The sequence below is a fragment of the Aquamicrobium defluvii genome (genome assembly GCF_004363725.1).
Classification (GTDB): domain Bacteria; phylum Pseudomonadota; class Alphaproteobacteria; order Rhizobiales; family Rhizobiaceae; genus Mesorhizobium; species Mesorhizobium defluvii.
Genome location: NZ_SNZF01000015.1, coordinates 71,937 through 91,547 on the forward strand (window position 1 = coordinate 71,937; position 19,611 = coordinate 91,547).

General features: G+C 62.5%; 17 protein-coding genes and 1 tRNA gene. 6 read left to right on the forward strand and 12 right to left on the reverse strand.

The features are described 5' to 3' along the window. Window positions 1-8: 8 nt before the first annotated feature. Window positions 9-1,463, reverse strand: coding sequence for a glutamate synthase subunit beta (locus tag DES43_RS12890; RefSeq protein ID WP_035024315.1), 1,455 nt, complete (start codon window positions 1,461-1,463; stop codon window positions 9-11). A 189-nt stretch (window positions 1,464-1,652) separates the two neighbouring features. Then, entirely contained in the window at window positions 1,653-6,380 is a 4,728-nt protein-coding gene (gene gltB / locus DES43_RS12895; protein ID WP_035024318.1) for a glutamate synthase large subunit, read from the reverse strand. Between the two features lie 444 nt (window positions 6,381-6,824). Here gltB and DES43_RS12900 point away from each other — a divergent pair, with 444 nt between their 5' ends. Beyond that, window positions 6,825-7,874, forward strand: coding sequence for a threonine aldolase family protein (locus DES43_RS12900; RefSeq protein WP_035024321.1), 1,050 nt, complete (start codon window positions 6,825-6,827; stop codon window positions 7,872-7,874). A gap of 69 nt (window positions 7,875-7,943) precedes the next feature. On the opposite strand, the gene DES43_RS12905 is transcribed toward DES43_RS12900, so the two are convergent. Next, window positions 7,944-8,414, reverse strand: a complete 471-nt coding sequence (locus tag DES43_RS12905) for an Hsp20 family protein (RefSeq protein WP_035024324.1) — start codon at window positions 8,412-8,414, stop codon at window positions 7,944-7,946. Between the two features lie 407 nt (window positions 8,415-8,821). On the opposite strand from DES43_RS12905, the gene DES43_RS12910 reads away from it, so the two are divergent. Next, window positions 8,822-9,787, forward strand: a complete 966-nt coding sequence (locus DES43_RS12910) for an alpha/beta fold hydrolase (protein ID WP_035024616.1) — start codon at window positions 8,822-8,824, stop codon at window positions 9,785-9,787. Window positions 9,788-9,792: 5 nt separating this feature from the next. Here DES43_RS12910 and hisN read toward each other — a convergent pair whose 3' ends face one another. Together hisN and DES43_RS12920 are read right to left on the reverse strand one after the other, a co-directional pair. After that, window positions 9,793-10,566, reverse strand: a complete 774-nt coding sequence (hisN, locus tag DES43_RS12915; protein ID WP_035024618.1) for a histidinol-phosphatase — start codon at window positions 10,564-10,566, stop codon at window positions 9,793-9,795. 80 nt (window positions 10,567-10,646) lie between these two features. Continuing rightward, window positions 10,647-11,540 (reverse strand): N-formylglutamate amidohydrolase, encoded by an 894-nt coding sequence (locus tag DES43_RS12920; protein WP_035024327.1) that lies wholly within the window; start codon window positions 11,538-11,540, stop codon window positions 10,647-10,649. Between the two features lie 201 nt (window positions 11,541-11,741). Between DES43_RS12920 and cpdR the strand changes: the two genes are divergently transcribed. Together cpdR and DES43_RS12930 are read left to right on the forward strand one after the other, a co-directional pair. Then, window positions 11,742-12,104 carry a cell cycle two-component system response regulator CpdR gene (gene cpdR, locus DES43_RS12925; protein WP_035024328.1) on the forward strand — a complete coding sequence of 121 codons (363 nt, stop codon included), beginning with the start codon at window positions 11,742-11,744 and terminating at the stop codon, window positions 12,102-12,104. A 69-nt stretch (window positions 12,105-12,173) separates the two neighbouring features. Next, window positions 12,174-12,248, forward strand: a tRNA-Val gene (locus tag DES43_RS12930). Window positions 12,249-12,301: 53 nt separating this feature from the next. On the opposite strand, the gene DES43_RS12935 is transcribed toward DES43_RS12930, so the two are convergent. The 7 genes from DES43_RS12935 to DES43_RS12965 all read right to left on the reverse strand — a co-directional run bounded on the left by DES43_RS12935 (window position 12,302) and on the right by DES43_RS12965 (window position 17,523). Then, a complete protein-coding gene (locus DES43_RS12935; protein ID WP_133675456.1) occupies window positions 12,302-12,589 on the reverse strand; it encodes a hypothetical protein in 288 nt (95 codons plus the stop codon). A gap of 135 nt (window positions 12,590-12,724) precedes the next feature. After that, complete coding sequence (locus DES43_RS12940) at window positions 12,725-12,979, reverse strand: hypothetical protein (protein ID WP_133675458.1); 255 nt, start codon at window positions 12,977-12,979, stop codon at window positions 12,725-12,727. Next, entirely contained in the window at window positions 12,979-13,329 is a 351-nt protein-coding gene (locus DES43_RS12945; RefSeq protein WP_133675460.1) for a hypothetical protein, read from the reverse strand. Before DES43_RS12945 ends, DES43_RS12940 begins: the two co-directional genes overlap by 1 nt. Window positions 13,330-13,355: 26 nt before the next feature. Continuing rightward, entirely contained in the window at window positions 13,356-14,162 is an 807-nt protein-coding gene (locus DES43_RS12950) for a lysozyme family protein (protein WP_133675463.1), read from the reverse strand. Window positions 14,163-14,192: 30 nt separating this feature from the next. Continuing rightward, a complete protein-coding gene (locus DES43_RS22915) occupies window positions 14,193-14,639 on the reverse strand; it encodes a hypothetical protein (protein WP_245514574.1) in 447 nt (148 codons plus the stop codon). A gap of 2 nt (window positions 14,640-14,641) precedes the next feature. Then, entirely contained in the window at window positions 14,642-15,748 is a 1,107-nt protein-coding gene (locus DES43_RS12960; RefSeq protein ID WP_133675465.1) for a pyocin knob domain-containing protein, read from the reverse strand. Between the two features lie 725 nt (window positions 15,749-16,473). Continuing rightward, the gene (locus tag DES43_RS12965) at window positions 16,474-17,523 is read right to left on the reverse strand and encodes a hypothetical protein (RefSeq protein WP_133675467.1); all 1,050 of its coding nucleotides are present in this window, start codon (window positions 17,521-17,523) and stop codon (window positions 16,474-16,476) included. An 823-nt stretch (window positions 17,524-18,346) separates the two neighbouring features. Here DES43_RS12965 and DES43_RS12970 point away from each other — a divergent pair. Both DES43_RS12970 and DES43_RS12975 read left to right on the forward strand, forming a co-directional pair. Then, a complete protein-coding gene (locus DES43_RS12970) occupies window positions 18,347-18,643 on the forward strand; it encodes a hypothetical protein (protein WP_133675469.1) in 297 nt (98 codons plus the stop codon). Further along, on the forward strand, window positions 18,640-18,924 hold the full coding sequence (locus DES43_RS12975; protein ID WP_133675471.1) for a hypothetical protein: 285 nt from the start codon (window positions 18,640-18,642) through the stop codon (window positions 18,922-18,924). The genes DES43_RS12970 and DES43_RS12975 overlap by 4 nt, the downstream gene beginning before the upstream one ends. Window positions 18,925-19,611 lie beyond the last annotated feature (687 nt).

Genomic DNA, 19,611 nt, shown 5'->3' on the forward strand with positions numbered 1-19,611 from the left:
GGCCGCTTTTACCGTGGCAGCAGCGACGCCCCCATCAGCGCCTCGTCGATGGCGCGCGCCGCCTGACGTCCCTCGCGGATCGCCCACACCACCAGCGACTGGCCGCGCCGCGCGTCCCCGGCCGCGAACAGCCCGTCGATGCTGGTGCGGTAGTCGCGCTCGCTGGCCGCGACATTGGTGGAGCGGCGGTTGTCGATCATCGTCTTCATGCGCCCGTCGAGCTCCGACAGGACACCTTGCCGGAACGGACCCGCAAAGCCGATGGCGATGAAGGCGAGGTCGGCGCGGATGATAAATTCCTTGCCGGCAATCGGCTTGCGCCTCTCGTCCACTTCGCAGCACTTCACGCCGATGAGCTTGCCGTCCTCACCCATGAATTCCAGAGTCGCCACCTGAAACTCGCGCTTCGCCCCTTCCGCCTGCGACGAGGAAGTGCGCATCTTGGTGGCCCAGTAAGGCCATACCGAAAGCTTGTCTTCCTTCTCGGGCGGCTGGGGGCGAATGTCGAGCTGGGTCACGCGCACCGCTCCCTGCCGGAAGGCCGTACCAACGCAGTCGGAAGCTGTATCGCCGCCGCCGACCACCACGACATGCTGCCCGTTGGCGCGGATTTCCGGCGCTGCCCATGCCACCGACTGGATGTCTTCACCGCCGACGCGGCGGTTCTGCTGCACCAGATAGGGCATGGCGTCGTGCACGCCGTCGAGGTCGGCGCCGGGAATGCCGGCGGCGCGCGGCGTTTCGGAACCGCCGCAGTACAGCACGGCGTCATAACCGGACAGCAGGCTTTCGACGCTCTTGTCGACACCGATGTTGACGCCGCAGAAGAACGTCACGCCCTCGCCCTGCATCTGCTCGATACGCCGGTCGATGAAGTGCTTCTCGATCTTGAAATCCGGGATGCCGTAGCGCATCAGCCCGCCGGGGCGGCTTTCGCGCTCGTAGACATGCACCTCGTGGCCGGCACGGCCGAGCTGCTGGGCGGCCGCCATGCCGGCCGGGCCCGAGCCGATGATGGCGACGCGCTTGCCGGTCTTCATCAGCGGCGGATAGGGCCGTATGTAGCCGATCTCGTAAGCCTTGTCGGCCAGCGCCTGCTCCACCGTCTTGATGGCGACGGGAATGTCCTCGAGGTTCAGCGTGCAGGCTTCCTCGCACGGCGCGGGGCAGATGCGGCCCGTGAACTCGGGAAAATTGTTGGTGGAGTGCAGATTGCGGATCGCCGTTTCCCACTCGCCATTGTAGACGAGGTCGTTCCAGTCCGGAATCTGGTTGTGCACCGGGCAGCCGGTCGGCCCGTGGCAGTAGGGAATACCGCAATCCATGCAGCGCGCGGCCTGCTTTTCCACCTCGCTGTCCGACATGGGCAGCGTGAACTCGCGAAAATGGCGGATGCGATCGGAAGCCGGCTGGTACTTGTGGACCTGCCGGTCGATTTCCAGAAAACCTGTTACCTTGCCCATTATGGTTCCTTGACCTTTTCGTGCGGCACGCAGGCGCATGGCTTGCGGGCCGTCCGTTCGGGTGCTGACGGTTCCGGGCGCGCACGCGCTCCGGCGGTTCGGGAGCCACATCCATGCAGCTCCGCAGCTAGCGCGAACGCGCTTCCGGTTTGAGATCCGGCGGAACGCCGTACAGGAAGAGCGACCCGCTCATTCCGCCGCCACATTCATGCGGGCCCGCTCCATCTCCTGCAGGGCGCGCCGGTACTCGACCGGCATCACCTTGCGGAATTTCGGCCGGTAGCTCGCCCAGTCGTCGAGAATGGCGCGGCCGCGCTGCGAACCCGTGTAATGCACATGGTTGAGGATGAGCTGGTAGAGCCGCTCCTCGTCATGGCTGGTCATGTCGCCGGAGACGTCCACCCTGCCCTTGTGGTCGATGTCGCCGCCATGATGGTGCAGCTTTTCGAGCATGTCGTCCTCTTCCGGCACCGGTTCCAGCTCGACCATGGCCATGTTGCAGCGTTGCGCGAAATCGCCTTCCTCGTCGAGCACATAGGCGACGCCGCCCGACATGCCGGCCGCGAAATTGCGCCCCGTGCGTCCGAGCACCACGACCACACCGCCGGTCATGTATTCGCAGCCATGGTCGCCCACGCCCTCGACAACGGCGACGGCGCCGGAATTGCGCACCGCGAAACGCTCGCCCGCCACGCCGGCGAAATAGGCTTCGCCCTCGATGGCCCCGTACAGGACCGTGTTGCCCGCGATGATGGATTCCGCGGCCACGATCCTCGCGTCCTGCGGCGGGCGGATGACGATGCGGCCGCCCGACAGACCCTTGCCGACATAATCGTTGCCGTCGCCGATCAGCTCGAACGACACGCCCCGCGACAGGAAGGCTGCGAAGGACTGGCCGGCGGTTCCCGTCAGCGTGACGGAGATCGTATCCGGCCTTAGCCCCTTGTGGCCGAAGCGGCGCACCACCTCGCCGGACAGCATCGCGCCAGCGGAGCGGTCGACATTGCGGATCGGAACCTCGATCCTCACCGCCTGCTGCGCCTCCAGCGCCGGCCCGGCAAGCTCGATCAGCCTGCGGTCGAGCACATCGTCGATCGGATGCTTCTGGCGCTCGGTCCAGTGCGTCTTCTCGGCCGGCGCATCCGGCTTGTGGAACAGGCGCGAGAAATCGAGCCCCCTGGCCTTCCAGTGGTCGATGAGGGCGCGCTTCTCCAGCAGGTCCGTGTTGCCGATGATCTGGTCGAGATGGGTGAAGCCCATTTCCGCCAGCAGCTCGCGCACCTCCTCGGCCACATAGAAGAAGTAGTTGATGACATGCTCGGGCGTGCCCTTGAAGCGCTTGCGCAGAACCGGATCCTGCGTCGCCACGCCCACCGGGCAGGTGTTGAGATGGCATTTGCGCATCATGATGCAGCCTGCCGCGATCAGCGGCGCGGTAGCGAAGCCGAACTCGTCGGCCCCCAGAAGCGCACCGACGATGACGTCGCGGCCGGTGCGCAGACCGCCGTCCACTTGAAGAGCAACGCGGCTGCGCAGGCCGTTCAGCACCAGCGTCTGGTGCGTTTCGGCGAGGCCCAGTTCCCACGGGCTGCCGGCATGCTTCAGCGAGGTGAGCGGCGAAGCGCCCGTGCCGCCATCGTAGCCGGAGACGGTGATGTGATCGGCGCGCGCCTTGGCGACACCGGCCGCGACCGTGCCGACGCCCACTTCCGACACCAGCTTGACCGAGACATCGGCGCGCGGATTGACGTTCTTCAGGTCGTAGATGAGCTGCGCCAGATCCTCGATGGAGTAGATGTCATGGTGTGGCGGCGGCGAAATCAGGCCGACGCCCGGCGTCGAATGCCGCGTCTTGGCGATGGTCGCATCGACCTTGTGGCCGGGAAGCTGCCCGCCCTCGCCGGGTTTGGCCCCTTGCGCGACCTTGATCTGCATCATGTCCGAATTGACGAGATATTCGGTCGTCACCCCGAAGCGGCCGGAGGCGATCTGCTTGATCGCCGAGCGCTCGGGATTGGCCCCGCCGCCCGGCAGCGGCAGGTAGCGATCCGGCTCCTCGCCGCCCTCTCCGGTGTTCGACTTGCCACCGATACGGTTCATGGCGATGGCCAACGTGGTATGCGCCTCCCTTGAGATCGAACCGAACGACATCGCACCGGTGGAAAAGCGCCTGACGATCTCCGACGCCGGCATCACATCGTCCAGCCTTGCCTTCTTGCGGCCGACTTCCTCGGCCGTCCTGATCCTGAACAGGCCGCGAATGGCGTGGGCATTGGCTGTGGCGTCGTTCATCTGTTCGGAGAACGCCCTGAAGGTCTCGGCCGATCCCTGCCGCACCGCGTGCTGCAGGGTCGCCACCGCATCCGGCGTCCAGGCGTGGGCCTCGCCGCGCATGCGGAACATGTACTCGCCACCCACTTCGAGCGCCCGGCGCAGCACCGGATCGTCGCCGAAGGCGGAAGCGTGGCGCGCGACCGTCTCGGCTGCGATATGCTCAAGCCCAACGCCCTCGACCAGTGTCGCCGTGCCGGTGAAGTATTTGTCGACAAACCCGGATTGCAGCCCGATGGCGTCGAAAATCTGCGCGCCGCAATAGGACTGGTAGGTCGAGATGCCCATCTTGGACATGACCTTGAGAATGCCCTTGCCTATCGACTTGATATAGCGCGTCACCAGTTCCTGCGGGTCCACTTCCGGCGGGAACTGGCCCCTGGCGTGCATGTCGACCAGCGTGTCGAAGGCGAGGTAGGGGTTGATCGCCTCGGCGCCGTAGCCGGCAAGGCAGCAGAAATGATGGATCTCGCGCGGCTCGCCCGATTCCACCACGAGGCCCACCGAGGTGCGCAGCCCCTTGCGGATCAGGTGATGATGCACCGCCGCCGTGGCCAGCAGGGTCGGGATGTCGATGCGGTCCGGCCCGATCTGGCGGTCGGAAAGGATGATGATGTTGTAGCCGCCGGCCACCGCCGCCTCGGCGCGCTCGCACAGCCGCTCGATGGCCGCCGGCATGCCCTCGGCACCTTCCGTCACCGAATAGGTGATGTCGATGGTCTTGGTGTCGAAGCGTTCCTCGGTATGGCCGATGGAGCGGATCTTTTCGAGGTCCGCATTGGTGAGGATGGGCTGGCGCACCTCGAGCCGCTTGCGGCGCGAGGAACCGACAAGATCGAAGATGTTCGGCCGCGGCCCGATGAAGGAAACGAGGCTCATCACCAGTTCCTCGCGGATCGGATCGATCGGCGGGTTGGTGACCTGCGCGAAGTTCTGCTTGAAATAGTTGTAGAGCAGCTTCGGCTTGTCCGACATGGCCGAAATCGGCGTGTCGGTACCCATCGAACCCACGGCTTCCTGTCCGGTCGTCGCCATGGGCGACATCAGCAGCTTCAGGTCTTCCTGGCTGTAGCCGAAAGCCTGCTGACGGTCGAGCAGCGACACATCCTTGCGCAGCGCGCGCGGCTCGACCGGATTGAGGTCTTCCAGGATGAGCTGCGTGTTCGCCAGCCACTTGCCATAGGGGTGCTTCGTGGCGATCTCGGTCTTGATTTCCTCGTCGGAGACGATGCGACCCTTTTCGAGGTCGATCAGCAGCATGCGCCCCGGTTGCAGCCGCCACTTGGTGACGACATGCTCTACCGGCACCGGCAGCACACCGGCCTCGGACGCGAGGATCACCCGGTCGTCGTCGGTGACGATATAGCGCGCCGGCCGCAACCCGTTGCGGTCCAGCGTCGCGCCGATCTGGCGCCCGTCGGTGAACACGACGGCGGCCGGGCCGTCCCACGGCTCCATGAGCGCGGCATGATATTCGTAGAACGCCTTGCGCTCCTCGCTCATCAGCTTGTTGCCGGCCCAGGCTTCCGGGATCAGCATCATCATCGCATGGGCGAGGCTGTAGCCGCCCTGGAACAGGAATTCGAGCGCGTTGTCGAAGCAGGCCGTATCGGACTGGCCCTCGTAGGAGATCGGCCACAGCTTCGAGATGTCGTTGCCGAACAGCTCGCTGTCCACCGACGCCTGGCGCGCCGCCATCCAGTTGTTGTTGCCGCGCACCGTGTTGATCTCGCCATTGTGCGCGACCATGCGGTAGGGATGCGCCAGCTTCCACGACGGGAAGGTGTTGGTCGAAAACCGCTGGTGAACGAGGATCAGCGCCGATTCGAAACGCGGATCGAGAAGGTCCCGGTAATAGGCGCCCACCTGATTGGCGAGGAACATGCCCTTGTAGACGATGGTGCGCGACGACAGCGACACGCAATAGGAGCCGACGTCGCGATTCTCATTCTCGGCATAGATGCGGCCGGAAATCACCTTGCGCAGGATATAGAGACGGCGCTCATACTCGTCATCGTCGCCGGCGTCCGACGGGCGGTCGAAGAAGACCTGCATGTGGAAGGGCTCGGCGGCGACGATCTCCGGCGCCCGGGAGAGCGACGAATTGTCGACGGGAACCGCGCGGAAGCCCAGAATGGTGAAGCCTTCGGACTGCGCCGATTCCACGATCACATCGTTTACATGGGCACGCGCGGCCCCGTCCTGAGGCATGAACCAGTGGCCGACGCCGTAGTGGCCGGGCGACGGCAGCTCGACGCCCTGCGCCGCCATTTCCTCGCGAAAGAAACGGTCGGGAATCTGCACGAGCACGCCGGCACCGTCGCCGACCAGCGGATCGGCACCCACCGCGCCGCGATGGGTCAGGTTTTCCAGCATGAACAGGCCGTCCCGGACGATCTGGTGCGACTTCACGCCTTTCATATTGGCGATGAAGCCGACACCGCAGGCATCGTGTTCGTTGCGTGGGTCGTAGAGGCCCTGTGCAGAAGGAGGAATGCCTCGGTTAGCGATGCGTTTCGTGGTGGCCGCCCCGGTCTGTGCGGCCGGCCTGAAATCCGTCGTCACAGATGGCGTCACTTGCGTCATCGCTGTCGTCCTCCATTTTCGCGCCGGAGAGGCGTCTGTTTGCCTGGGGAGCATCCGGCTCCCGGTTGGGTATGCTTAACCGCTGGCGATAACTCTTCATGCCCCGCCGGCAGGCGGGAAAAGCCGCTTGCGCCACCAGTCGGATCGACGACCGCACTATACTCCGATCCGGACTGCCTTGCGCGGATAAATAAGACAGCATTGCTGTCCTAAATTTCTATGGCAGAAATCAAAAAAGCGCACAAGACCGATTCATGAAAAAAATTCACTCTTTTGGATAGAAAGTTGCGGAAGCTCGCAAGAAACGGAAACTTTCAGTCGATCCTTGCGTGCATTCGGGCCTTTTGACGGGCATCACGGTCCGTTCCGGTCTTCCGGCGCCTTGCAAGCGGCAGCCGAAAGGGATCAATTGCGCGCCGGAAACCATCAGCAACGGAGCCGCAAATGTTCTTCGCTTCCGACAACTGGGCAGGCGCCCACCCCGCCATTGCCTCCCGTCTGTCGGGCTCCGCCGGTGGCTTCAGCACGGCCTATGGCGATGGCGAACTCGACAAGGCCGTCTATGAAAAATTCAGCGAAATCTTCGGACGCGAAGCGGCGGTCTTCTTCGTTGCGACGGGGACAGCGGCAAATGCGCTGTCGCTGGCCCTCTATGGCAAACCCGGCGGCATCTCCTTCTGCCACCGCGAATCGCACATCATGGAAGATGAATGCGGGGCAGTGGAATATCTTTCCGGCGGCGGACGCCTGCTCGGCATCGAAGGCGCGCTTGGCCGCATCGATCCGGCCGCGCTGGAGCGGTCTCTCGGCGGCTTCTTTCCCGAATCCGTGCATTCCGGACGCCCGGCCGCCCTATCGATCACCCAGTCGACGGAGATCGGCACCCTCTATTCGCTGGAAGATATCGAGGCGATTTCCGCCATCGCCGCAAGCCGCTCGATGCCGCTGCATATGGATGGCGCGCGCTTCGCCAATGCGCTGGTTGCCCTGGGATGCACCCCGGCGGAAATGACGTGGAAACGCGGCGTCGATGTGGTGTCGTTCGGCGGCACCAAGAATGGTTGCTGGTGCGCCGAGGCGGTCGTGTTGTTCGACCTCGATCTGGCGCGCGAGATGGCGTTCCTGCGCAAGCGTGCCGGGCAGCTTTTTTCCAAATCGCGTTTCGTCGCCGCTCAGTTCGACGCCTATTTCGAGGACGACCTGTGGCTGGAGAACGCCCGTCACTCCAATGCCATGGCCACCCGCCTTGCAGGGGCCATCGACGCGGCCCTTACCGCGCGCCTTGCATGGCAGCCGCAGGCCAACGAGGTTTTCGCCATATTCGGCGACGAACTGGCCGGGAGATTGCAGGCCGCCGGCGCGACCTTCCACCAGTGGCCGGCACCGCGAGACTTTACCGGGCAATTGGGAGAGGGCGAAAAAATCTACCGTTTCGTCACCAGCTTCGCCACACAAAGCCAGGACATAGACCGACTGGCCGACCTGGTCCGCTGACCCGCCGCAAATGCAAAAGCGGCGCGGGTTTCCCCGCGCCGCCTCTCCCTCGGGAGGAGTGAGAGAAGATCAGTTGACGGTCTTGGCCTCGATCTGCCGGGCCTTGTCGGCGCTCACCGAAGCAATCGCGATCTTGCGCGGCTTCAGCTCCTCGGGAATGTTGCGCTTCAGGTCGATGTGCAGCAGCCCGTTCTTAAGGGCCGCACCGACGACATCGACGTGGTCGGCAAGCTGGAAGCGGCGCTCGAAGGCGCGCGATGCGATGCCGCGATAAAGCAGCTCCGAGCCGTCGCTTTGTGCCTCTTCGTTGCGCTCACCCTTGACAGTCAGCACATTGCGGTGTGCCTCGATGGAAATCTCGTCTTCCGCGAAACCGGCCACCGCCATGGAAATGCGATAGGCATCCTCACCGGTCTTTTCGATGTTGTAGGGCGGATAGGACTGGCCGCCTTCGGGCTGACCGAGCGAATCCAGCATGGTGAACAGGCGGTCGAATCCTACGGTCGAGCGATAGAGGGGGGAAAAATCGACGTGACGCATGGTGTGTTCTCCTGTCGAGCAACAAGGTTTGCGTTGTGACCCTTTGGAAGCCCTGACCGGGCGCTTCCTGAGCCGCGGCCCCGACATCGGCGACCGCAAGGTACATTTGGGTGCCTTCCGGAACGGTTTCAAGACCCGCCAAACGGCAGATGAACGCCGGATGAACATCACGCTCAAAACTCGTTCAGGTGGAAGCCTCTATTCCTTTCCCTGCGATGGAACGGCGCGGATGCCAGACCGGAGCCGGTGCGGGTGCAACGTCCCTTTCACCTGCACCGACCAGTGGCCGGAAGTCGTCTGAGGCGGCTTCCGGCTCCACCTCCCGGCAATTGCGCCCGATTTCCTTTGCAATATGCGCCGACGCTACCTATCACCTTGGCGAAACCGCAGCGCAGCCCGGCGGCCGGATGACAGAGCATTTTTTCCAAACCAGCGATAACCCGCTTCCCGACAATGCCGTCGGAGGCTTCTTTCGCACGCGCGACGGCAGGCAGATTCGCTATGCCCGTTTCGCACCGTCCGGGCGACCGGAAAAAGGCACGGTGATCCTGCTGCAGGGCCGCAACGAGTGCATCGAGAAATATTTCGAGACGATTGGCGACCTGTCTGCCCGGGGCCTCGGCACGGCAACTTTCGATCTGCGCGGACAGGGCGCTTCCGACCGGCTGATCCGCGATCCGCGGCGCGGCTATGTGAAAAGCTTCCGCGACTACACCGACGATCTGGAAATATTCTTCAGGCAGATCGTGCTGCCCGATTGCCGCGGTCCCTATTACATCCTCGCCCATTCCACCGGCGCGCTGATCGCCCTGCTGGCCTCGCCCGCGCTGGTCAACCGCGTTCAGCGCATGGTGCTGCTCACGCCCTTCCTCGGCATTCCCGACCAGCGCTATTCGATGAAGACGATCCGCCTGATGACCACGGCGTTGATGCTCGTGGGGCTCGGCCGCATGTATGTCAGAAGCAGCGGCCAGAAAGGCGCGGCGCCGTTCGGAATCAGCGATCTGACTTCGGATCCGGTGCGATTCCGGCGCAACACCTCCGTCTATGACACGCACCCGCAACTGGCGCTCAAGGGCCCGACCGTGCGCTGGCTGCGCGAAGCGAGCAAAGCGGTTCTCAAGATCGGGGACCCGCAGTTCATGGCAAACATGCGCATTCCCACGCTGATCGTCGCCGCCGGGGCCGACAGGATCGTCTCCACCCGCGCCATAGCGCATTTCACACGGCATCTGCGGCTGTCTTCGCTGCTCACCATCGATGGCGCCCGCCACGAAATCCTTCAGGAAGCGGACTTCTACCGCGAACAGTTCCTGGCCGCGTTCGATGCCTTCGTGCCCGGCAACGAGGAAGATATCTTCACCGCTGCCTGACCCGCTCAGCCTCGCAATGCAGCCATGGCGGCCTCGTGCAATTGCGGCGTGGCGGCAGCCAGAATGTCGCCGCCGTTTTCGGCCGGCCCGCCCTCGAAGGTGGTGACCACGCCACCCGCCTGTTCGATGATCGGGATCAGCGCCACGATGTCGTATGGCTTCAGCCCCGGATCCATGACGACGTCGACCGAGCCGGCCGCCAGCATGGCGAAGGCGTAGCAGTCGACGCCATAGCGGGCCAGTTTCACCTTGCTTTCGAAGCTGTCGTAGCGTTTTCGCATGTCGCCCTTGAAGAGGGCCGGCGTCGTGGTGAACGCGATCGCGTCGGAAAGGTTGACCGTCTTGCGGGTCGCAAGCTGGCGGGAGCCTCCCGGCCCGTCGTAGCGGGAGCCCGTGCCATCGGCATAGAACAGCTCGCCGGTAAAAGGCTGGGACATCATTCCCGCCACCGCATCGCCGTCGACGGTCAGCCCCACCAGCGTGCCCCACACCGGCAAGCCGGAAATGAAGGCGCGGGTGCCGTCGATCGGGTCGATCACCCACACATGGCGGCTGGAAAGGTTTTCGCTGCCATGCTCCTCGCCCAGAATGCCGTGGTCCGGGAACTCCTCATTGATAAGGCGGCGGATCGCAAGCTCCGCCTGCTGGTCGGCCTCCGTCACCGGGTCGAATCCAGCCGCCTCCTTGTTGTCGACAGCGCCCTGGGTACGGAAGCGCGGAAGGGTCTCGGCCGCGGCAACCCCGGCGACCCGCCGAAGAAATTCGGGTGAAATGTGCAATTTGGTCTCCTGGTCGATGAGGCGGGCCCGATCCTTGTTATAGCAAGGCATGCGTCAAAGTCATGGGGGTACAGAACACCTTACTCTGCCGCCAGAGGAGGAGCCCGGAAATGATGATCGCTGAGGGCCATGAGGTCCGCGCAAAACCGCGTTATGTCTTCGGCGAGGGCGTCGAAGCCGGCCGTCTTTTCAAGTGTGCGCTCGTTCATATAGAGGCCGCGATTGATCTCGATCTGCAAGGCGTGAACCTTGCGTGGCGGCCGCCCGTAATACTCGGTGATGAAGCCGCCCGCATAGGGCTTGTTGTGCGCGACGGTGTACCCCATGGCGCAAAGCAGGTCGATTGCCGTGGCGCTGAGTGACGAGGCCGCGGAGGTTCCGAAACGGTCGCCGATGATGAAATCCGGCCGCAGCCCGCTGTCGCTCACCCGGACTCCGGCCGGCATGGAATGGCAGTCGACCAGTATGGCGAAGCCGAATCCGGCGCGGGTTTGCGAGAGCAGCCGCTTCAATGTCTCATGGTAGGGCTTGTAGACCTTCTCGATCCGCGTCACCGCCTCGGCCAGCGGCAAACGGCCGGCGTAGATGTCGAAGCCCTCTCCCACGAGCCTGGGCACCGTGCCCAGCCCGCCGGCCACCCGTGCCGAGCGGATATTGCAGTAGGGTGGCACCGGCTCCGCGAACATGCGCGGGTCGAGTTCCCATGGCTCGCGGTTGGCGTCGAGATAGGCGCGCGGAAAATTGGCCGCCAGCAGCGGCGCGCCAAGAGACACGCAGCCTCCGAACAACTCGTCCACATAGCAGTCCTCGGAGCGGCGCACGTCGCGTCCGTCCAGCCGGCTCATGGCAAGGAACCGTTCGGGATAGTAGCGCCCGCTGTGCGGCGAGCTGAAAACGAACGGCACGCGCTGCTCTGCGGCGGACCGCACCTCGAAGGCGGGGACAACCGAAAAATCTTCGGCCGCTGTCGTCAATTTCGATGAACCTTTGGAGACTGCGCTTTCATTCTCATGAAACTGCCATCCGCCGGGGAGCGAGTCCAGCGTTTCGCGACACACATCCCGAAGGAGCGGGCCTGTCTGTCTTCACTTGATCTTTACCGCCCCGGACTCTTATACAATCCGGATAACGGGCTTGGCATGAGCCGGCCGAGTTGGTGATTCGGACGGGATAGTATGGCACGCATTCTGCTGGCGGAAGATGATGACGATATGCGCCGCTTCCTGGTCAAGGCGCTGGAGCGCGCCGGCCATCAGGTGAGCGATTTCGACAATGGTGCAAGCGCCTATGAGCGTCTGCGCGAAGAACCCTTCTCGCTCCTGCTGACCGACATCGTCATGCCCGAGATGGATGGCATCGAGCTGGCACGCCGCGCTACCGAGATCGATCCCGACCTCAAGGTGATGTTCATCACCGGCTTTGCGGCGGTGGCTCTCAATCCCGATTCCAAGGCTCCGCGCGACGCAAAGGTGCTGTCGAAGCCGTTCCATCTGCGCGACCTCGTCAACGAGGTGGAAAAGATGTTGCAGGCGGCGTGAGACGATCAAAATTTCCGTCCCGCGCTATTGACGGGCCGAAACAAAAATGATGTAAGCCCGCCATCGGATGGGCGTATAGCTCAGCGGGAGAGCACTTCGTTGACATCGAAGGGGTCCCAAGTTCGATCCTTGGTACGCCCACCATCCGATCAATCACTTAGCAGTGGTGCACATAGTTCCCCTTAGGTTCACCGAACCTACGGGGCAAACCCGCCCCTGATCAGAAACCCCACCACCCCGGCGATAATCCCGCCTATAATCAGCCAGTTGATCCGGGAAAGGGCCGACTTGATGTCGCCCACGGAACTTTCCAGACCGGAGAACCGTGTGTCGATACGCGCCTCCATGGCGTTCCACTTTTCGTCATGACGGGCCGAATCAATGTCACGCTGGCGCTGCCAAGCTTCCAAGGCGGATAATCGCTGTTCGTGGGATGCCCCCCGATGCTCCACACTCACCACGCGGCTGCGCAGATCGCTATCCATCTCATTCGCCTTTTCCACTACCAGCACCCCTGCCGCTTTCCGAATGTGTCAGTCGATACGAGATACCGGGCGATTGCTTCCTCGCGCTGGACGAGGCTCACCGGGTCGTTGGCCTTCGGTGGTGGTCTCCACCCATCACATACCGAGGCCGGCGCACTCGTCTGGCACGCCGCCAAGAGCGGCACACAGGCCAGCAGCATCCATGTCGCGTATCTGGTCATCGACCTTTGTCCTTTCGCGCAGCACGTCGATTGATCTGGTGAGGACGGCCTGCCGCTCGGCCTTTAGGCCCGATGTGTACCCATCGAACCATGCGGCGGTGAGAAGTCCGGCCACGAACAGAAGGCCAAGCAGCACGCGACCGAGGGGAGAGAGCAGGAAGGACAGCATCAAAGCTCTCCAGCCCGGCGCTTCAGCGTCTCGTAGCTATCGAGGCAAACTTCATTGTCGCGGTAGAACAGCTTGCGCAGGCGCATGAAATCCGCGTGTTTGGCCTCACGCTTCTTTTCCTTGCGCCGATCCAGCCACCAGATGACAAGCCAGATTGTCATGTGAATGGCGAGCCAGACCGTCAGGATGCGGCTGTAGAGCGTCCAGAAATCGTGAGCCTGATACCATTCACCAGACGCCAGCCTGGTAACGAGATGAAGGCCTCCGATCAGCAGGGCCGGAGTTGCGAAAAACCAGATCAGCAAGGCACATGCGATGCCAAACCCGGCCATCATAGCTACGCCTGCCATCGCCTTCCCGAAAGATTGACCATCCATTACGCCAGTTCCTCCCTGATCTTACGGATGGACGCCGCCAACCTTGGCCCGAGGAAAGTCAGTATGAGCAGCCCGACGACCGCCACGCCCCCAAATGCGGCAATGTCCGACACCTGGCTGTCACGGAGCCATGCGATCACACCGCCCACCGTGCCCGCACCTGTAGTCAGCCAGCCCCATAGCCCGGTTTCCTTTTTCACCTTGGTTTCGACGGTCTCGGGGACCACTGGCTTTTCGACCTCGACGGGCACCTCAATCTTGGGCTGCCCCGCCTCATGCCGGCGCTTGACCTCGGAGAGAGCCGCCGTCACCTGCATGATCGAGACGGATGCATTCTGGCCGCTGTAATAGCCCTTGCCCTTGGAGGTCGGCAGCGATGCCCATTCGCGCGCAAGGTTGTCGAGCAGCGTTTCCAGAGAGAGGCGGCCAGACAGCCATTTATCGATACCGCGCCCGCCCAGCAGATAACAGGCCATGCGGTCTTGCATGTCGCGGTCGAACAGCGCCGTTGCTGGGATGCTGAGGGCCTGCTGGATCGTTCGGCGCGTGGTGCGCACGATCTGGTAGCGGCCGACTGCCGAGGAATTCCACTTGTTTTTCGGGTGAGCCAGCATCTTGCCCTGCAAGTCATCGACCTGCTTGAGCGTCATCTTGACCAGATCCACCGGGCCGCCAGTGTAGGCACCATAGGCCAGCGTCTCGTTGTAGCCTCGGGCCTTGTCGGTGCCTTCGGACAGCCCGATGAGGTCGAGAAGCGGGCGGTACACGTGATAACGGTCGCCCGCACCGTTTGGCACGTTCGTCATGTCAGTTCCTTTCAGATGTGGGAGAGGCGGTTAGAGCTTGTCAGCCGCCGTGAAAAACGCGTCGATCTGCTCTGTCGTGAACCCAAGCGCGGCAAAGCCTGCCTGCATCATCGGCTCGTCGCGGACGAAGGTGCCGCTGTTCGCATAGGCGATCTGGACCGCCTGCGACTGCGTGGCGATCCAGCCTTCGACCTGATCGAGCAAACCGTCAGAGAGAAGCTGGAGCTTGAACTGGCGGGCGGTTACCCGGTCGGGGGCGAGAGTTGGAGGGGCAGTATAGGGCAGCACTGGCTTGCCGTCCGCGATCCATTGATCAACAGCGGCGCGGACATTCGGCCCGAGGCCATACGGATCGCTTGCACGGCTGATATGCTCAGCCTCATAGCGTTCGTTGTTGGCGTCAGTGAGGTCCACCACGACCGAATAAACGTCCGGCTCAGATGTGGCGGTGACGGAAATGAGGTTGTGTAGTTCCATGATCACGCCACCCTTTGAAAAATAGTGCCTGCGCTAGCCCCGGTTCCCACTCGCCCTCGCGAACGCCAAGTTCCAGCTAAAGCGGTTCCGGTGCCCGAAGTCGTATACCCCGGTAGCGCAGGGTCTGCCGGGTCATTCGGCAAACGTACGGTTGCAGACTGGTTTCTATTCAAGCTGGCGTTTTCGAAAACGCCAACAATATGCCCGACTGGGAAATCAGTCTGATCGCGAGCGCTGCCGGTGTAGAGCCCCACTTCAGGCGGCGGCGGCGGCGGGGTAAGTGCAGCGATCGCCTGCGCAACCCTTTGCGCAGTCCACGCCCTGCGCGTTGTTGAGGTTCCGGCTTCCGCCTCGGACTGAGAGACGGTTTCGGCCGACCATTCCGACAGATTGAGCCACGCAGACCAGTTTCCGCTATTTCGCCTCATCCGCTGCCAGGTCACCGGCGGCTGACTGTATTCGGTATAACGCTGCACCGTCTGCACGTTGGTAGCGCCTCCGCCGTCGAGGACTTCCAGCATGCCGGCGTTTGCGACGGGATAGTTCGTTCCGCCAGACGCCCCCGCGCTCTGGTTCTGCACATAGACGCCGGGCGTGGTGTAGGTATCGAGGTCTTCCGATGCGCCGATGGCCCCGGCATATTTCAACGACGCCGTGATCTGCGATGCCCACGTCGCGGACTGCATGTCGCCAGTGCCGATGGGAAGGGCTCGAAAGCCTGTTGCCGTGCAGACGACGAATGCCGCCGCACCGTCCTGAATTGTGAGCGTGGCAGCGCCGTTGATCTGCTCGGAACTCGCCGGGTCGATAGTTACCGTCCCGCCATCGGCCATAACCCACAGCCCCCATCCGGCGGTGAGCGTGGCGGCAGCGGTCAGGTTGATCGTCGCATTCCCGGTCACGCGCCAAAGCTGGTTGTGGTCGGCCTTGGTCGCCATGTGCGTCCCGGCAGCCTTGTCCGATGACTTGGTGACCGCAGATCGCACGTCCGCCATGAACTGCCGGATCGCATCGTCACCATACTTGATCGAACTGGAACCGGAGATGCCGATGCCATTGATGGTCGTATTTGACGCTGGGGTGGTCGAGTATTCTAAGATTCCGCTCATTTAACTTCCCTTCTGCACGCAGAAAAAGAGCGGCGAAAGCCACTCTAGTCTTTGATTCCAGTGAGTTTTTTGCTAGAAAGGGCGAACCCGCCGAGCGCGCCAACGCTCAAGCGGGTTCTAACCAAGCCAACCTGATGAGAGGTCGAAATGGCTACCCGTCGTGTATGTTTGATTCCAGATTGCGGCAAGCCCAGACATGGGCATGGCTATTGTTTGAAGCATTACTCGCGATGGCGGCGCTATGGTGCCCCGCAGGCAGGCAGAACCCCCAATGGCGAACCGCTCCGCTTTATCGAGCAAGTCGCACTCCCCTATTCAGGGGACGATTGCCTAATCTGGCCATACGGCCGCTTTGCGGACGGTCGCGCTCAGATGAACGTTGGCGGACGGCCAAGGCGTGCCTCTCGTGTCGTGTGCGAGCGCGCCCATGGTACACCGCCTGACCCCGCCTATCATGCCGCACACTCTTGCGGCAAAGGTCATTTAGGGTGCGTCAACCCGCATCACCTGTCCTGGAAGACAGCTAAGGAAAACGGCGAAGATAAAGTCGTTCACGGCACTTCAAACCGAGGCCAAAAATCCCCAATGGCGAAGCTGGAGGTATCACAAGTGTTAGAAATCCGCGCGCTTTTCGGTTCTGTCTCGCAACGTAAACTTGCCAAGTTGTATGGCATCAGCCACCAGCACGTCACAGCTATCGTACGCCGCGAATGCTGGGAATGGGTCTAGTAAAGACCGCCAACGCCTTTGCCGATTGCCGCTGCGGCACCGGGCGAGATGCCGGCCATGCTCTTGCCGTCGCGATTGGATTGCTTACCGCCAAGCGCGCCCTTGACGCCCGTAGGCGCGCCGGGGAATGTGCCGAATGCTCCACCAGTCTGGGGCGCATAGGCGTTGATCTTCCCGAAGGCAGGCGTGTTGAACGACATCATGCCCGACCTGTTGCCGGTGATCGCGTCGAGCGGGTTCCGACCCTGCGCAATCGAGCGCCCGATTGCCGCACCGATGATAGAGCCGATGGGCCCCGCAGCCGATCCGATGGCGCTCCCGGCCATGGAGCCGACGACGCCGCGCGCGATGTTCCCGGTTTCGGTCTTGGCCGGCTGGATGCCGAACATACCGCCGCTGGGCTGTGTCTGGATGCCTGAATTGCCAAGCGGCCCTGCGATGCCGGGGGCTGAAGGCGCGGACGGAACCGAGGGAACGCCGCGCGAGGTGGACTGCATCCCGCGCGGATTGGTGGTGGTGGTCACGCCATACTGGTTGGTGACGCTGGTGTTGCCGAACTGGTCACGACTGACGATGGAGCCGTCATTCGCCACGCCTTGCGTTGCCAGCCCGTTGTAAACGTCCATGGCCGTGGCACGCGGCGCGCTCGGGAAAGACGATGCCATGTGAGCCTCGGCAACTCGCTGCGTCGGCGTCTTGGGCACCGAGGGGATAGCGGGGGGCGCGACAGGCGTAACCGGTGGCGCGACAGGCTGGGCCGGCACAAATGTCGGCATGACGCTGTTGGGCGGCGCAAGTTCCTGTGGGACGCCAAGCGCATTGGGTGCGGTGAGCGCGGATGGCGGGGCTTCAAATGCGGGCTTGTTCATCGCCGCCAAGGCCGCCGCTGGCGTGGGCGTGACCGGACGCGAAGGCATCGACGGAACGGAAGGCACTCCAAGCCTTTGCTCGGGCGCTGCGGTGGCGGGTGCCGTCATCTGTGCCGAGGCAAAGGACGGCGGCGTGATCTGTCCTACACCAAGTGCCGCGGCTGGAATGGACGGCATGGGAGCGGCTTGGGCCGACGAGACGAGGCCAAATCCGCGCGATGGTGCAGGCGCGTTGACAGAAGCGAGCGCAGCGGGCGGCGTGGGCGACACAGGGCGCGATAGCGGGGTTGCCGGTATATCCGGCAGTGCCGCGCGCTCTACCTGCCCCAATGGGGCTGAGAACGTCTGTGGGACGGACGGCATCTGGCCTCGCGCCGGTATGTTGGCGAGGTTCATAGCCGTCTGCATGTTCTGGGCGGTTGGGGCTACCGGAGCAGCGGCTATGGGCTGGAAGCGTTGGGGAGGAAGGGGCGGCATGGCAAGGGACCAAGCCCGCTCGACATCTCGCCATGATTTCGTCGGCTGGTCATACTCTTTCGGAGCGGAGGGGAGTGAAGCCCACTCTTTGCCCACAGCATTGACAAACCCCCGCACGTCTCCGGCCAAAAGAGATTGCAAGCCGTTGCGCTGGTCGATGAGCGCAAGCGCCGCAATATCCTGATTTTTCTTCGAGAAGTCCTTGAGCCCGAGTTTTCCCGCGACGCCATTCCATGTCTTGGACAGGAATTGATAAGCACCTGCCGCCGTAGTTCGGCTTTTCTTGCCGCTCTTGGTGCTAAATGCATGGCTGGTGCCTGGATGCCATGAAAGGTCTTTGATCGGAGCAAAGCCGAAGCCGACAGCATACGGGTTAGCGCGGCGGGCCGTACCCTCCGTATAACGGATCGTTGCCAAGCCGCGCTGCACGTTCGGGTTCGACAGCAAAGACTCGTAGTATCCGGCTGATTTCAATTTTGCCATTAAGAGTCACCGCATGATAAGATGAGCATTCGGAGGGCTCATGAAGACAGCAATCATTGCCGCATTGGCGCTCGCGTGGTCATCGGCGTTCGCCGTTGCCTGCGACACGTACACAAGTGCCGAGAAGCCGCCCGGGGCTCGGGTTCTTACTGACGAGGGCTTTACGTTCTTCATCAAAGAAGGGCAGACAACCACCCACTATGAAACCGGCAGTGCCGGGACCGGCACCGGCATTCGTATAGGGTTCCCCGACGATGGATCGGAGCCGGTTGAAATATCCCAATCAGACGGCGAGTTCTGGGTTGGCCCGGAAAAGTTTATCGAGGCGTGCGAATGAGAGCCATCGTGCGCTTGTTTGCATATGCACTCGTGCTTGCTGTCGCTCTGTTTTTTTTGGCAATCGCTGCCCTCGCCTTTCTGAACAAAGACCCCAAGCAATCGTTCGGAAAATGCCAGATGAGGTCGCTTGAGACATCCATTCCGAAAGAGAAGATGGACCAGTACCTTGATGCTTGCATGGTAAGCGCTGGTTTCAAGCTCAGTTTTAGAACCTGCAACTTTTCCATTGACCGCGGCCATTGGTGCTATCTTTCCACGCGCGTCTTCTGGGTTAACTAAAAAGGGAGGCCGAAGCCTCCCCTGTTATGCTGCCCCTCTCGACTCTCCCTCTATCCCCTGCTTTGATACGGTGGGATGTGGGAGGGGGATTTGGGCGCGATACCTGTTTTCGTTGGTGTGTTCGTGGACGGGAAGCTATCTGTCATCACAGGGATAGAGCACGAAGGCGAGCCGCTAGCCGTCTTGCAGTGGATCGGAAACCCGTCGATAGGGCAACGAAAGCCAGTTTACGTGCTTCCGATAAAGTCAGTTCGCCACCAGCTCCACAACGACCTGAAGGCCCCCTTCCGATATCAGTTAACCGATCCACTGCCAGGATTTCTGTTCGACGGCACCGCGACACGGCAACAGAGAAGACAGTACGGCGTTCGCAAGGCACCGGACGTAAGTCTTCCAATGGAGCCCAGCCGTCGCCAATAGCCGTTTGCGCCACGGTGGCGCGAACTGGCTGAAGGCGGACAGTCTCAACATTAGTCGCGTTCCAAAACCCTTCGGCGCTGCTCATCTTCAATTCTCCTTCGCCTTCGGATATGATCCGCCCATGAACGAACCGCCCCGCGACTATATCGAGCATGACCCGGATGAGTTCCGCCGCCCGATCTGGGTCGCCATCTGGTCGGCCCGACTTACTCTCGCCCTCAGCCTGATCATCGCCTTCGTTTCCATGACCTATTATCGCATGGGACC